The organism is Streptomyces sp. NPDC089799 (assembly GCF_040684755.1).
Taxonomy (GTDB): domain Bacteria; phylum Actinomycetota; class Actinomycetes; order Streptomycetales; family Streptomycetaceae; genus Streptomyces.
The window spans coordinates 14,560-29,078 of the sequence record NZ_JBFBGR010000011.1 but is presented as its reverse complement, the minus strand read 5'-3'; the positions used below and the strand labels follow the sequence as shown (position 1 = coordinate 29,078).

Sequence of the window (14,519 nt, the reverse complement as noted above, 5' to 3'; positions counted from 1 at the left end):
TCTCTCTGTGGGGCAGTCGTCGGGCAGTCGTCGGGGAGCCGTCGGGGAGCCGTCGGGGATTCGCCGCGCAGTCGGGACGACCAGCGTGCGGCGGTCAGGCGGTCAGGCGGTCGTCGCGGCGAGTTCGGCGTCGCGGGCGGAGGTGTGCCGCATGAAGTCGATCCGCAGGAACTCCTCGTTGCGTGCGGGCGGTGCGATCTGCACGAACTGCCCGCTGTCCTCGAAGACCACCCCGAGCGCCCGCCACCGTGCCAGTACCTGCCGCACCGTGTCCTCGTCCACGTTCACGGGGTGGCCCCCGTGGAGCTTGCGCACGGCGGCCTTCACCGTGTGCGGCTGGTCGAGCAGCCGGAACAGGCCCAGCTCGAACGGGTCGGTGAGCTCCAGGTACGTCCAGTCGAAGGCCCGGCGCCTGCTGACCAGGACGATCCGGTCCTCCAGGTCCCAGTGGGTGAGGCGGCTGCCGGCGTAGTTCCGCTTCCAGCGCGCGATGCCTTCGTTGAGGCGCTCGACGACGTCCTCGCCGATCCCGCGGGGCGGCACGTCGAAGACGTACGCCAGGTCGAACATTTCGGCCTCGGGAAGGTCGTAGGTGAGCCGGTACGGTTCGGCGGGGCGCAGTTCGGAGAAGCCCAGCGCGGGATCGTTGAAGTACGGGCTGAACCGCTCGATGGCGATCCGGGAGGACGCGCCCACGGGCGGGTTGAGGTGCTCCAGCGCGGGCAGCTGGGCCACCACGTCGTCGTAGTCCGCGGCGTCCTCGCCGGGGAAACCGTGCAGGTAGTTCCAGGCGACGGAGAGGCCGACGGTGGCGGCGTCGCGCAGCATCCGCACGTTCTGGCCGCCGGTCACGCCCTTGTCCATCAGGGTCAGCACCCGGCTGTTGAGGCTCTCGATACCCGGCTGGACGAAGATCAGGCCCGCGTCGGCCAGGGTCTGGAGCTGCCCCTGCCGCATGTTGGACTTGATCTCGATGTGCATGCGCAGGTCGTACCCGCTGTCGATGATGCGCGGCAGCACCGTCTTCACGTACCCCATGTCCAGGATGTTGTCGACGACGTACATGTCCAGGACCCGGTGCCTGCGGGCCAGTTCGACGACCTCGTCGTAGAACACGTCCGGACTCTTGCTGCGGAACTGCATGAAGGAGCCGTTCAGCCCGCAGAAGGTGCAGTGGTGCTTCTCGCCCCACCAGCAGCCCCGCGCGCCCTCCACGACCAGCTTGGGTTCGACCCAGTTCCGTGCGTGGGAGGACGCGAGCCGCTCGAAGTACCCGGCGTAGTCCGGCGGCAGGATCGAGGCGGGCGGCAGCGGTCCGGTGGACATGGCGTTGACCACGGACGTGCCGTCCGCGTCGCGCCAGCACAGCCCCGGCACCCCGGACAGCGGCTCGCCGGCGTCCAGTGCCCTGAGCAGAGCGGGGAACGACACCTCGCCCTCGCCGCGCAGGACGTGGTCGACGAAGGGGAAGTTGCGGTGGACGGCCTCACCCTGCTTGCCGTCGCAGTTGGCACCGCCCATGGCCGTCACGATGTGCGGGGCGAGGCGCTTGACGTATTTGGCGGCCGCCAGGGCGGCGGTGTTCTGCTGGAACGTCGAGGTGAAACCCACCACGTCCGGGGCGAGTTCGACGATCCGCTCCGCGATGTACCGGACGAAATCGGGTGCGATCTCGTGCAGCGCCCGCGTCATCTCCATCTGGTCCCTGCGCACCCGGCCGCTCATTGCGGCGGTGAACTCGGGAACCCGCCACTGCGGGTCGTCGTACAGGGCGGACGAGAACACCCAGTCGCCGCAGCCCAGGAAATAGGAGCCGAGCGAGTAATAGGAGTAGTCCTCGAGGGTGAATTCCGTGTGCTTGGTGATCCAGTCCACGTATTCGATGTTCGCGTGCAGGACGTCCGCTTCCCCGTCCGGGACGTGCTCGTCGACGCTGCGCCTGAGGATTCCGAGAGCCAGCGACGGCAGATCGATCGGGGCCCAGGGCATGTTCACCAGGAGTACGCGCACGGCTGGCCTCTTCTCATGTGATCAATGCGGCGAAGCACGAAGTCGGTCATCGGCGGGTGGGGCCGGCCCCGTGCACGGGGTACGGGGCCGGCCCCGTGGTGCTACTTCTCCTCGTCCTCCATCTCTTCCGCGGAACGGAAGTAGATGACGACGCCGACGCCCGGCTTGCGGCTCTCCTCGTCGCCGTCGAGCGGGTCGCCGTGGATGATGTCCTTCTGCATGGTGTTCACCTCCTCTCCGGGTGAGGGGACGCCTCGGCCCGCGCGGGCGCCGGAGGCAGCCCGCGGCCGAGAAATCTGAGGGACCGCCTGATCACGGCCAGGTGGTCGGCCCCGTCGTAGCCGTCATGGCCCGAGTCCAGCCACATCAGCTCGTGGGGCACACCGCCCGTGCGCAGCACGTCCAGGTACGCCTCGACCTGCTCCGGGGGGCACTTGGCGTCCCGCCGGGCGGCGATGACCAGCAGCGGGGAACGGATGGCGGCCGCGTACGAGGACGGGGAGGCGTGGGCGTAGGCGTCGGGCACCTGGTCCGGAGTGCCGCCGAACAGCGCGGTGTCCAGCGCCTGGAGGGCGGGCGTGGAGTGCCGGAAGGCCGTGACGTAGTCGGCGATCGGCTTGACGGCCACGCCGGCGTTCCACAGATCCGGACGGGTTCCCATGGCCAGCAGCGTCAGATATCCGCCCCACGACGTGCCGCACAGGCCCACGGCGCCCTCGCGGCCGATGCCCCGGTCCAGCAGCTCGGCCCGGACCCGGACCAGGTCGGCGACCTGGGTGTGCCCGACGCCCTCGGAGTAGGCCGAGCGCCAGCGGGGCCCGTAGCCGGTCGAGCCCCGGTAGTTGACGCGGGCCACCGCGTAACCCGAGCCGACGAGGGCCTGCACCATGGGGTCGTACGCGTCGCGGTCGTGGTCGGCCGGGCCGCCGTGGACGAGGAAGACCAGCGGGTGCGGTGCGGGACGGTCGGCGGGTGCGGTGACGAAGGTGTGGACCGGGCCGCCGGGCCCGGGCGTCCACAGGTCCCGGCGCCGGCCGAACCGGGGGAGCCGCCACCGGCTCTGCCCGGGCAGCGGCGCGCCCGACAGGGACAGCGCGCGCGGCACGTTCACCGCGTCGGTCCAGATGAAGTGCACGTCACCGTCGGCGGCCGGCGAAGCGTCCAGGACGCTGCCCTCCGGGGTGGGCACCGGGGCCAGCTCGCGGCGCTCCAGATCGGCGGTGAACAGCCGGCTGCGCCCGTGCCGGTCCTGCCGGACCAGGACCCGCGGGCCACCGGGGCCGGGGTACCAGCGGGCGGTCGTCTCGGTGTCGAACGAGCACCAGGGCAGCAGCTCCAGCCCGTGACCGGGGGCCCAGGTGCCGAGGTGGTAGCGGCCGGCCCGCTCGCGCATGACCAGCAGCAGGGTGCGGGCGGGCACCGGTCCGGGTAACGGCGGCGTCCCGGATGACAGCGGCGGCGCGGGTAACGGCGGAGTCCCGGACAACGGCGGCGGCGCGGGTACCGGCGGCGGCCCGGGCAGGGGGGCGAACGCGAGGGCGGGCGCGAAGCCGAGCGCCCAGGTGCGTTCCCCGGCGCCGGAGAGCACCGCGACGGTGCTCCCGTCCGGGGCCAGCAGCGTCACGGCACGGGCTGAGTGCGCAGGTCCGGACACCGCCAGCAGCCCGCCGTCCGGCGCCAGGTCGCACAGCGTGCCGGACTCCGTCGTGTGCAGCACGGATGTCCCGGTCCCGCCGCGCCGCCCCACATGCACACTGAGCCCCTCGGGGCTGCGGATGCCGATGGCCACCCCGCCCCCGGCCGCCAGTGCGAGCCCGGCCGGCCGCCCGCAGGGCACCCCGGCCAGCGCCGGACGGTCCGGCCCGCCGTCGAAGGGCTGGGTGCGCCAGCCGCCGCTGCCGCCGCGGTCCTCGTCGAACCACCACACGGCCTCGTCGCCGTCGATGGCGCACAGCAGCGTGCCGTGCGGACGGTCCGTCAACTGCCGTCCTGAGCCGCTGGAACGATCCCAGGTGAAGATCTCGCACCGGCCGTCGGCGTCCCCCGTGTACACCATCCGGTCCGGGTTGCGGGGGCTGGTCACCGGCAGTACCGGCCGGTAGACGCCGTAGCTGCGCGCGGCCGCCTTCGGCGGGGCGGGTGTCACGGTGCCTCCCGGGACACGAGTCCTGCCTTGAGGGTCGCGTAGAGCGCCAGCCCGGCGAACCCGCCCGCGCAGCCCCACGCGACCGTACGTCCCCCGTACGCCGCCACCAGGACCCCCGCCGCCACGGGCGCGAGCACCGCGACGCCCTGGCCGGCGGTCCCCAGCACCGTTCCCATCCGCGCCAGCAGCCGGTCGGGGGTGACCAGCACCGCCCGGGTCTGCAGCACGACCACCACGGACGGCACGATCAGCGACACTCCGCTCAACAGCAGCCCGTAGGCCCAGGTCCGGGACGCGAACGCGAGCCCGGCCGCGGTCGGGACCATGGCCCAGGACGCTCCCGTCACGATCCGCGCGGCGGGAACCCGGCGCACCAGCCACGGCGCGGCGAGTGCGCCCAGCAGCCCGCCGACGCCCGACAGGGTGAGGATCAGCCCGATCGACGAGGGGGCGGCGCCCCGGGCGTGCGAGGCGAACACCGCGTGGAAGTACAGCGCGCCGAGCAGCGCATTGATCCCGGCCGTCCACACCACCACGAAGCGGAGGAAGGGCTCGGCCCACACGAAGCGCAGCCCTTCGCCGAGGTCGCGGGTGAACGAGCCGGCCGGAGCCTCCCGTTCGGGCGTCAGGTCCGTGCGGATCGCCTTGCTCAACGCCGCGACCAGCAGGAACGACACCGCGTCCGCGAGCACCGGCACCCACCGTGCCAGCTGGTACAGCACGCCCCCCAGCGTCGGCCCGACGATCTGCACCGCCTGGTCCCGCGCCTGTAAGGACCCGATCGCCCGGGCGTACCCCTCGGCGGGCACCAGCCGCCGGATCGTCCCGGATGCCGCCGCCCCGTAGGCGGCGCCGGCCGCCTGCTCGACCGCGGCCGCCACGAGTACGTGGACGAGGACGACGTGGCCGAGGGCCACGGCCGTGAACACCGATCCCATGGCGCCCGCCGCGACCAGGGCCGCCGCGTACATCATCGGTTTGCGCGGCCACCGGTCGGCGAACACGCCCGCGACCGGTGAGACGACGAGTCCGCTGACGAGTGCCACCGACGCGACGAGTCCGGCGAGCCCGGCCGGATATCCGGCGCCCAGCAGGATCAGCGGCAGGAAGAGGGAGGACGCGCAGGTGCCGAGACCGTCGATGGCACCCGCCGCCCAGAAGAGCGAGAAATCCCGTCTTCGGAAAGGCGACCGGGTTGATCGCTCTTTTCCGGATAATTCACTGAGGGAAGGTCTTAATTTCTCTTCGGCCTCGCCCATCAAGAATCCCGCTCGGGGGATATTGCTGACGCGAACGCACGCACAATACCCCCTGGGAACAGGCGGACCACGGCCGTCGAGGGTAGCGATCGTAGCGAACGGATAGACGCGTCACAACAGTGTGTTCGAATGGATTTCTCGATCAAGGAATGGGCCCTGGGGTCCGGTAATTGATCTACGCGCCTGTGCGCCGACGAACCACGGGCGGACCCGGGAAATCGCTCACCCTCTCCGCAGAGTTCGGTGCGGTGCGCATCGATATGGCGTCCGAGTGGGAAAACCTCTTGCCGGAGCCCGTGCGCGGACAGCGGTGATCAATGAGCAGGTGAGCGGCACGGGCACACGCCCGTGCCGCTCACGGCACTCACCGCGCCACCGCTGACGGCGGCCGGCCACCGGCTCCCTGCTACCGGCTGAGCGACGCCAGCGCTGCCGCGTCGTACGGCTTCAGCTCGTCGAAGCGGTTGCCGAGGACCTTCGCCGCCCACTGCGGGTCCTGGAGCAGCGCCCGGCCGACGGCGACCATGTCGAACTCGTCTCGCTCCATGCGGTCCAGGAGGTTGTCGATGTCGCCGAGCGCCGCGCCCTCGCCGACGAAGGCGCGGATGAAGTCGCCGTCGAGGCCGACCGAGCCGACGGTGATGGTGGGCAGGCCGGTGAGCTTCTTGGTCCAGCCCGCCAGGTTCAGGTCCGAGCCCTCGAACTCGGGGATCCAGTAGCGCCGGGTGGAGGCGTGGAACGCGTCGACGCCCGCCGCGGCCAGCGGGGCCAGGATCGCGTCCAGTTCCTCGGGCGTCTGCGCGAGCCGGGCGTCGTACGCTTCCTGCTTCCACTGCGAGTAGCGGAAGATCACCGGGAAGTCGGCCGCGACGCGCTCGCGGACGGCTTCCACGATCTCGGCGGCGAACCTGGTACGCGCCACCGCGTCGCCACCGTACGCGTCGGTGCGGCGGTTGGTCCGCTCCCACAGGAACTGGTCCAGCAGGTAGCCGTGGGCGCCGTGCAGTTCGACGCCGTCGAATCCGATCCGCTCGGCCTCCGCGGCCGCGTCGGCGAACGCGCCGATGACGTCGTCGAGGTCGGCGCGGGTCATGGCCCTGCCGGTCCCCTCGGTGCCGTCGACCCGGATGCCGGAGGGGCCGACGGCGGGTGCGGCGGCGTACGGCGCCTCGCCCTGCTTGCGCACCATGCCTATGTGCCACAGCTGGGGCACGATCGTGCCGCCCGCCTCGTGCACGGCGGCGGCCACCTTCGCCCACCCCGCCAGCTGCTCCTCGCCGTGGAACCGCGGCACCCGGTCGCTCTGCCCGGCGGATTCGTGGCCGACGTAGGTGCCCTCGGTGACGATCAGGCCGACGCCCGCACGGGCCCGGCTGGCGTAGTACGCCTGCACGTCCTCGCCGGGTACGCCGCCGGGGGAGAACATCCGGGTCATCGGCGCCATCGCGATGCGGTTGGGCACGGTCAGGCCGTTCAGCCTGACGGGCCGGGAGAGGATCCCGGCCGCGCGGGAGGCGGTGGACGTGGTGGCGGTCATGAGGGTCCTCCGGGTTGGGGCTGTGGCTCGTCGATCGCGACGGAGCGCGGATGCATGTGCATGGTACACATGCTATGTATGATGCACAGCGACGGACATCACCCCCGGAACCATCCGTGCGTGGAGCCGCCGGCAGGCCCGTCCGGGGCGGGAACCCGGTCTGTCCGGGGCGGGAACCTCCGGTCCCCGGGTCCGCGATAATGGGGCGCCGGAAGGAGCGGGAGGCGCAATGCTGGAGAAGCTGGAACGGGAGCTGATGCTGCTCTCGCGGCACCAGGTGCTGGCCCGGCGCGAGCGCGACCCCGAACGCCTGGAGCGGTCGGCGTACCTGCTGCTCAGCCGGATCGACACCCAGGGCCCCATGTCCATCGGACAGCTGGCGGAGGCGTTCGGCCTCGACACCTCGACCGTGAACCGCCAGACGGCCGCGCTGCTGCGCTGCGGACTGGCCGAGCGCGTCACGGACCCCGACGGCGGCATGGCCCGCAAGCTGCGCATCACCACCGAAGGCGGGCGCCGGCTCGCCGGAGACCGCGAGGCCAACCGGTCCTGCCTGGCCCGGGTGGTCGCCGACTGGTCCCCGGAGGAGATACGGCAGCTGGAGGACGTCCTGGTCCGGCTCAACCGAAGCGCCGAGGCCCTCGAAGGACGGTGCTGGCCGCGCACGGAGGACGACGACGCCCGCGCCGCCTGCCACCACCCGCCGGCCCCGCAGGAACCCGACGCGCCCGCGCCTGATTCCCCCGCTCCTGCTCCGTAGCCGACGGAGCGGGGTGTTCCGCCGTCGCGCACCGGACATGACGGCATGCACCGGATGTGACGGAGTGGGCGGTGGGGCATGGAGGGTGTGGGGGCTGAGACAGGACTCGGAAGGAGACGGGCATGGATCCCGCACAGCACGCCGCAGCCGTCCTCGAGGAGACCGCGGTGCTCCGTGCCGCCGTCGGCGGGGCCGACCTTTCGGCACCGGTGCCGTCCTGCCCGGGGTGGACCCTGACCGACCTGCTGCGCCACGTCGGATCGGTGCAGCGCTGGTTCTCCGTCCTGCTCCGCCGGCGTGTACCGGAACGGCCCACGAGCCGGCAGGTCGACCTGCAGCTGCCCGACACCTCCGAGGGGCTGCCGGGCTGGCTGGCCGACGGGTCCGCCGGTGCCGCAGAGGTGTTCGCCGCCACCGATCCCGACGCCCCGATGTGGGCCTGGGGCCTCGACCAGCACGCCCGTTTCTGGATCCGCCGAATGCTCTTCGAGACCCTCGTGCACCGCGTCGACGCCGAGCTCGCACTCGGCCTGACCCCCGCGATCGACCCCGCCCGGGCGGCAGACGGCATCGACGAGTTCCTGACGAACCTGCCGTTCGCGGAGTCCTTCGCCCCGGGCACGGCCGAGCTCCGAGGCCACGGCGAGGTCATCCGCTTCTGCTGCCCGGAACAGGGGGCGGGGGCCGACTGGCGGGTCCAGCTGCGCCCCGACGGCTTCGGCCTGCTTCCCGTGGACGACCGCGCCCCCGGCGCGACCACCGAGGTCCGCGCCCGCGCCGCCGACCTGCTGCTGTTCCTCTACGGCCGGCTGCCCGCGGCGGACACCGCCCTGCAGGTCAGTGGAGACCGCGCCGTACTCGCCGTCTGGACTGCCCACTCGGCCTTCTGATGACGGCTCAGGCCCGGTTGCCTGCCACGACCCGTGCAGGGCGCGCGTCGTCCCGCTCCGGGCCGGGGGCGGCGGCGCGGTGGGCGCGTTCGATGGCCTGGCCCCAGTAGGTACCCGCGACCATGAGCGTCGCGCCGAGCGCGGCGAGGAAGGTGAAGCGTTCGCCCGCCAGGCCGATGCCGATGGCGGCGGCCCACACGGGTTCGGTGCCGAGCAGGAGGCTGGCCCGGCCGGCGGAAGTGCGCTGGATGGCCCAGGTCTGGGCCAGGAAGGCGAACACGCTGCAGAACAGGGCCAGGTAGACCAGCTGGCCCCAGGTGCCGGCCGTGGCATGGGCCAGGCTCGGCAGACCGCCGGCGGCGGGCACCAGGCACAGCCCCGTACCGACGACCATCTGCACGGACGTCAGCTGCAACGGACGCAGCGAACGGCCGGCGGTGAGCCGGCCCACGAGCACGACGTGTCCGGCCCGGACCACGGCCGCCGCCAGGATCAGCGCATCTCCCGCACCGGGAGCACGCAGGCCGTGGCCGGCGGTGAGCAGGCCGACGGCCACCATGCACAGTCCGGCGGCGAGGTAGAAGCGGGGCGGCACCCCGCCCCGGCCGCCCGCGCGGTCCAGCAGCGGGGTGAGCACCAGGGTCAGGCTGATGAGCAGTCCCGCGTTCGCCGCACTGGTGCGTGCCACACCGTACGTCTCCAGCACCAGGACCGCCGCCTGGGTCACGCCCAGCAGCAACCCGACGCGAAGCTCCTCCCGGGTCCAGCGGTCCCGCCGCCGGCGGGCCGTCGCCAGGACGACGGGAACGATCGCCAGCGCCGAGACCAGGTAGCGGGCGAACAGCACCACCAGGACCGGGACGGCGTCGGTGGCGGTCTTCGCCGCCAGATAGCTGGAACCCCAGACGAGGGCGACGAGAAGGAGCACCAGATCGGTGCGACGGGTGTCGGGCATGTGGCCCACCCTCGCCGACCAGCACATTGAAGCCAAGAACCAACTTCTCAACCAACCCTTTAGCGGCACTACAGTGTGGTGATGGACGAGAGACAGCTACGGGTCCTCCGTGAACTGGGCGAACTGGGCAGCGTGACGGCCGCGGCCGAGGCGCTGCGGGTCACGCCTTCGGCGATCTCACAACAGCTGCGCCTGCTCCAGCGCTCGGTCCCCGTTCCCCTGACCGAGCGCGACGGCAGGCGACTCGTGCTCACACCGGCCGGAAGAGCCCTGGCCGGGGCCGCGGTCGAGGTCGAAACCGCCCTTGCACGAGCCCGTCGAACCGTCGACGACTTCCTCGGCCGGACCGGCGGCCCGGTTTCGGTGGCGGCCTTCCACAGCGCCGCGGCAGCCTTTGGCCCCCGCCTGCTGAGCGCCCTGTCCGCCCCGGGCTCCCCGCGGCTCGCGCTCGCGGACGAGGACGTCGCCCAGGCCGACTTCCCCCGGCTGACCCGCTCGTACGACATCGTGATCGCCCACCGCCTCGACCACGCCCCGCCCTGGCCGCGTTCCGTGTCGGTGACCCCCCTGCTCCACGAGCCCCTCGACGTCGCCCTGCCCACCGGCCACCCCCTGGCCGGCAAGCCCGAGCTGACCGCCGCCGACGTAGCCGACGAGCCATGGATCACCACCCACGACGGCTTCCCGCTGATCGCCGTCATCGAGGCCGTCGCCGCCGCTGCCGGCCGTCGCCTCCACCTGGCCCACCGCATCAACGAGTTCACGGTCGCCGCCGAACTCGTCGCCGCCGGCGGCGGCATCGCCCTGATGCCACGCTGGACCGCCCGCCCCCACCCCCAGGTGACCCTCAGGCCCCTGACCGGAGTCCACTCACGGCGCCACATCGACGCCCTCCACCGTCCCGAGCGCACCGCACGCAGAGCCGTCCAGACCGTCCTCACCCAGCTCCAGACCGCCGCAACGGCCATCAGCGACCCGGCGTAGCAGCGGAACCGCCGGTGACACCGGACGCCCGCCCGTCCGGCCCGCAGGCGTTCGAGACGGGCAGGGGGCGCAGCCGGTGCCGGAACTCTCCGGTGCCCGGTACCGGCAAGCGGATCCGGGCGGTGCCCGGTCGGTTGACCGAGTCCGTTCTTCCTCCTGAAGGCATCCGGGGCCACGCCGCTCCGCCGGCTGGCCGGACCGATCGAGTCCGGGAACACGCTGCTGTTCACCACCGTCGTGGTGGGGGCACCGCTCATGGTCGGGTTCGTCACCGCCGCCTACTACATCAGCGCCACACGCACCACGGGCGACCGCAGGGTCCGGATCTTCGTATGCGTGGGCACCGTCGTGACGGCGTGCCTCGTGGACCTCTACGTCAACGCCTGGGCCCTCGGAGGCTTCCTCGTGAACCACTACCTGGTGCCCAACCTCGCGGTCATAGCCGGGGTGGGGGTCTACACGATCCTGAGGTACGACTCGACCCGCCGCCCCGGCGCCTGAACGGCCCCTCCTCCTGCGCGGCACCGGGCCGGCCGCGGCCGGCCCCCGTCGCCGCCCTCGGCGGCACGGCACCCCGCGGGAGGGCGTGGGGCCCCGCGGGGTTCAACCGCTGAGGTCGCGCTGCCGCGTGGCATAGCGGCGGGATTTGGTGCGGTTGCCGCACACCCGCATCGAGCACCAGCGGCGGCTGTGGTTCTTGGAGGCGTCCCAGAACACCCAGCCGCAGGTGTGCTCGGCGCACCGCTTGAGCCGGTGCACGTGTCCGGTCAGGACGACCTCCGCCCAGGCCACGGCGAGCCGGGCGAGAGCGGTACGGGCCGGCGGGCCACCAGGGGCGAACGTGAGCGGTGCGCCGGGGGTGCCCAGGGAGACGAGGAGCGGCACATCGGCGAGCACCGCGTCGGCGAGGACGAGCCGGTGCGGTGCCACCGGGTCGTCGGTGTCGAGGGCTTCGCGCATGCCGGCGCGCAGGATGAGGAAGGCCCCGTGCTCGTCGTCCGTGAGCTGCAGCGGGGGACCGGCCAGCTCCCGGCCCGTCAGCCAGTCCGCCAGCGCGGCAGGAGTGGCGACGTCGTCGTCGCCACTCTCCAGGTCGACGGTGTTGGTGAATGCCTCGATCAGCTCGGCGGCCGGGGAGGGGTCGAGCACGGGTGCGCCGCCTTCCTGACGGGAGTTGGTGACGGGTCATCGAACGGATTGACGGCTCTTGGCCGATTGGCGCTGCAGTCCCACGATACCGCTGCCATACTGACCACCAAAGCCACTTAGGAGGTTAGTCATGGCGAGTTCGACGGACCGGCGAGTGCCCACGGCGCAGGCGGCGGCGTCCCCGTCTGCCGCGGCCCCGCCCCGCGCACCGCAGGGAGCGGCCCAGGGCCCGACGTCGAAGACAGCCGCCGCCCCGCGCGCCCCCGGCAACCGCAACACCGCGGTGCTGGTGGGCTTCACGGCGATCACGAACCTCGCCGACGGCGTCACCAAGGTCGTCCTGCCACTGATGGCGACCCGACTCACCGACTCGCCGGCCCAGGTCGCCGGCGTGGGCCTGACCCTCACGCTCCCCTGGCTGCTCGTCGCCCTGCACGTCGGTGTCCTGGTGGACCGCTTCGACCGGCGCCTGCTGCTGTGGACGGCCGACCTCGCCCGCATGCTGGTCGTCGCCGCCCTGTTACTGCTCTCCGCTCAGGACGCCGTGACCATCTCCGCGCTCTACATCGGCGGTTTCGTGCTGGGCGTCGCCGAAGTGGTCGCCCTGACATCGGCCGCCACCCTCGTCCCCTCCGCCGTGGCACCGGCCGGCCGGGAACGGGCGAACGCCTGGGTGGCCGGCGCCGAGACCGCCTGCAACGAGTTCTGCGGGCCCTTCGTCGGCGGACTCCTGGTGGCCGCCGGCGCGAGCGTGGCCCTGGGCTGGACCGGAGCCGGCTACCTGATCGGCACGCTGATCCTGGTGCTCCTCGTGGGCCGGTTCAAGCCGGAGGCCGACGACTCCCGCCCGGCCGGCACCGTCAACCGGCGCATCGGCGAAGGCATCCGCTTCCTGTGGCGGCAACGCCTGCTGCGCCTGATGGCCCTCGCGCTGTCCGTGCTCTCCGCCTGCTGGGGCGCGTGGCTCGCGCTGATGCCACTGGTCGCCACCTCACTGATGGACCTCGACGTCAGCGAGTACGGCATCCTGCTCAGCGCCCTCGGCGCCGGCGGCCTGGTCGGTGCGCTCACCGTCACCACCGTCAACCGCCTCCTGGGCCGCCGCTGGTCCATGTTCGCCGACCTGGTCGGCACCGCGGCCATGGTCGCCACCCCGGTCGTCTCCACCAGCCTCTGGGTCGTGGCCGCCGGCGCGTTCCTCGGCGGCATGGGCGGCATCCTGTGGACGGTGAACTCCCGCACCATCAGCCAACGGCTCGTCCCCGACAGCATGTTCGGCCGCTACAACGCCGCGGCGCGGCTGTTCAGCTGGGGCGCGATGCCGCTCGGCGCGGGTCTGGTCGGCGTCCTGGCCGAATGGTTCGGCATCCGTACCGCGTTCGCCGTGTTCACCGTAGCCACCCTCCTGATCATCGTCCCGTTCCTGCGGACCGTGACGCCGAAGGCACTGGCCGACGCGGACGCGGCACCCGCCCGGGACTGACGCGCCCTGCACCGCACCGCGCAGGAGCACACCGCCGACAGCAGAGCGGGCTCGTCCGGCGTACCCGGCTTGCCGCGATCCGGTCTCCCCCACCCGGGGGAGACCGGATGATCCACGTGACGGATGTGTGCAGCACTGACGCCGAGGAGCCTTGCAGGGTCGTCGAACAGGCTCCACGGAGGTCACGATGGTGGTTCCAGCGAACTCGGAGGCCAAGGCAATCCCCAGGCCGCCGGAGGCAGGCCCGGGGCGGGTGGGGTGGTCGCGTCGGTGGCCGGCGTGGGCGCCCCGGGCGGCTGCCCTGTGGGGCGCGGTGTACGCCGCCGTCGAGATCACCTGGGCCGCGGCCGGAACCACCGTGCCGTGGAAGGCGCACGCCTCCCACGCGCCGGCGGTCCAGCTCCTCCTGGCGGCCCTCGCGCTCCTGGCAGGCACGGCCTGCCTGGCCACCACCCGGACACTCGGCGGCCCCGCCCGGGCCGCGGTGGCGACGGCACTGACGGTGACGCTCCCGGTGTTCGTCGTGGGAACGATCGGCCTGCCGATCCACTTCGTGACGCTGATGTTCCTCTCAAGGGTCGAGAGCGCCACCGGCCTGGCCCAGGTGCTGCTGAACACGGCCGGCGCCGCCCTGCTGTTCCTCGTAGGCCTCTCCCACCGCCGACGGCTGCGCGGCCACTGCCCGCGCTGCGGGCGGCCGCACCCCGGGACCGGTGACGGCCCGCTGGTCCACCCGGCCGCCTCGCGGGCGTCGAACAGGACCCGCACGGCGGCCTGCCTGCTCATGTGCGGGCTCCTGCCGTGGGCAGCGGTCAAGAGCATCTGGCTCCTGGGCGGCGATGCCCTGGGCGTGACGGCCGAAGACTGGCAACGGACGACGGGGGACGGCGCGTCGGGGCCGGCGAGAGCGGCCGCGTCGGTCGGGATCGACGTCACGGTGCTGGCGGGAGCCGTCGGGGTCTTCCTCCTCCTGGGGTTGCTGCACACGTGGGGGCAGGTGTTCCCCCGCTGGACCGTGTTCCTGGCCGGACGACGCGTCCCTCGCCCGCTGCCGCTGGTCCCCGCCTGGCTGACCGGCGTCCCCTTGGCCATGTACGGCACCGTCCTCGTCGTCCTGGCCCCGCTCATGGCCACCGGCCTGCTGCCCGCGATCGAGCCCTCCCCGCCGTTCACCACCGGCTCGGGACTCACCTGGATGGTCGCCTTCGGCGGCCTGGCATTCGGGGGCCTGGGACTCGGCCTCATCGTGGCCGCCCGCTCCTACGCCGCCCGCACCCGCCCCGCCTGCGCCGCCGCCCGCGCCGAGACCGGGGCGGCGGGGAGCAGCGCCTGAACGTTCCCGGGCC

12 protein-coding genes are annotated in these 14,519 nt (G+C 72.7%); 6 read left to right on the top strand and 6 right to left on the bottom strand.

All coding sequences use genetic code 11. The features are described 5' to 3' along the window. Positions 1-102: 102 nt before the first annotated feature. The 4 genes from AB0O36_RS14445 to AB0O36_RS14430 all read right to left on the bottom strand — a co-directional run bounded on the left by AB0O36_RS14445 (position 103) and on the right by AB0O36_RS14430 (position 6,952). A complete protein-coding gene (locus AB0O36_RS14445; RefSeq protein ID WP_365109046.1) occupies positions 103-2,010 on the bottom strand; it encodes a RiPP maturation radical SAM C-methyltransferase in 1,908 nt (635 codons plus the stop codon). Positions 2,011-2,236: 226 nt separating this feature from the next. Then, complete coding sequence (locus AB0O36_RS14440; RefSeq protein ID WP_365109043.1) at positions 2,237-4,156, bottom strand: prolyl oligopeptidase family serine peptidase; 1,920 nt, start codon at positions 4,154-4,156, stop codon at positions 2,237-2,239. After that, the gene (locus tag AB0O36_RS14435; RefSeq protein ID WP_365109040.1) at positions 4,153-5,415 is read right to left on the bottom strand and encodes an MFS transporter; all 1,263 of its coding nucleotides are present in this window, start codon (positions 5,413-5,415) and stop codon (positions 4,153-4,155) included. Before AB0O36_RS14435 ends, AB0O36_RS14440 begins: the two co-directional genes overlap by 4 nt. Positions 5,416-5,821: 406 nt before the next feature. Then, on the bottom strand, positions 5,822-6,952 hold the full coding sequence (locus AB0O36_RS14430) for an NADH:flavin oxidoreductase (RefSeq protein ID WP_365109038.1): 1,131 nt from the start codon (positions 6,950-6,952) through the stop codon (positions 5,822-5,824). Between the two features lie 229 nt (positions 6,953-7,181). Between AB0O36_RS14430 and AB0O36_RS14425 the strand changes: the two genes are divergently transcribed. Together AB0O36_RS14425 and AB0O36_RS14420 are read left to right on the top strand one after the other, a co-directional pair. Then, positions 7,182-7,712, top strand: a complete 531-nt coding sequence (locus AB0O36_RS14425; RefSeq protein WP_365109035.1) for a MarR family transcriptional regulator — start codon at positions 7,182-7,184, stop codon at positions 7,710-7,712. 122 nt (positions 7,713-7,834) lie between these two features. Continuing rightward, a complete protein-coding gene (locus AB0O36_RS14420) occupies positions 7,835-8,602 on the top strand; it encodes a maleylpyruvate isomerase family mycothiol-dependent enzyme (RefSeq protein WP_365109032.1) in 768 nt (255 codons plus the stop codon). Positions 8,603-8,609: 7 nt separating this feature from the next. On the opposite strand, the gene AB0O36_RS14415 is transcribed toward AB0O36_RS14420, so the two are convergent. Next, positions 8,610-9,557, bottom strand: a complete 948-nt coding sequence (locus AB0O36_RS14415) for a DMT family transporter (protein WP_365109029.1) — start codon at positions 9,555-9,557, stop codon at positions 8,610-8,612. An 81-nt stretch (positions 9,558-9,638) separates the two neighbouring features. Here AB0O36_RS14415 and AB0O36_RS14410 point away from each other — a divergent pair, with 81 nt between their 5' ends. Together AB0O36_RS14410 and AB0O36_RS14405 are read left to right on the top strand one after the other, a co-directional pair. Then, complete coding sequence (locus tag AB0O36_RS14410; protein WP_365109026.1) at positions 9,639-10,541, top strand: LysR family transcriptional regulator; 903 nt, start codon at positions 9,639-9,641, stop codon at positions 10,539-10,541. 240 nt (positions 10,542-10,781) lie between these two features. After that, positions 10,782-11,042 carry a hypothetical protein gene (locus AB0O36_RS14405; protein WP_365109024.1) on the top strand — a complete coding sequence of 87 codons (261 nt, stop codon included), beginning with the start codon at positions 10,782-10,784 and terminating at the stop codon, positions 11,040-11,042. A 102-nt stretch (positions 11,043-11,144) separates the two neighbouring features. Here the strand turns inward: AB0O36_RS14405 and AB0O36_RS14400 are convergent, their stop codons facing one another. Continuing rightward, positions 11,145-11,690 carry a CGNR zinc finger domain-containing protein gene (locus AB0O36_RS14400; RefSeq protein WP_365109021.1) on the bottom strand — a complete coding sequence of 182 codons (546 nt, stop codon included), beginning with the start codon at positions 11,688-11,690 and terminating at the stop codon, positions 11,145-11,147. 130 nt (positions 11,691-11,820) lie between these two features. Between AB0O36_RS14400 and AB0O36_RS14395 the strand changes: the two genes are divergently transcribed. Both AB0O36_RS14395 and AB0O36_RS14390 read left to right on the top strand, forming a co-directional pair. Then, on the top strand, positions 11,821-13,173 hold the full coding sequence (locus tag AB0O36_RS14395; protein ID WP_365109019.1) for an MFS transporter: 1,353 nt from the start codon (positions 11,821-11,823) through the stop codon (positions 13,171-13,173). Positions 13,174-13,360: 187 nt separating this feature from the next. Beyond that, positions 13,361-14,506, top strand: coding sequence for a hypothetical protein (locus AB0O36_RS14390; protein WP_365109016.1), 1,146 nt, complete (start codon positions 13,361-13,363; stop codon positions 14,504-14,506). Positions 14,507-14,519: the final 13 nt, after the last annotated feature.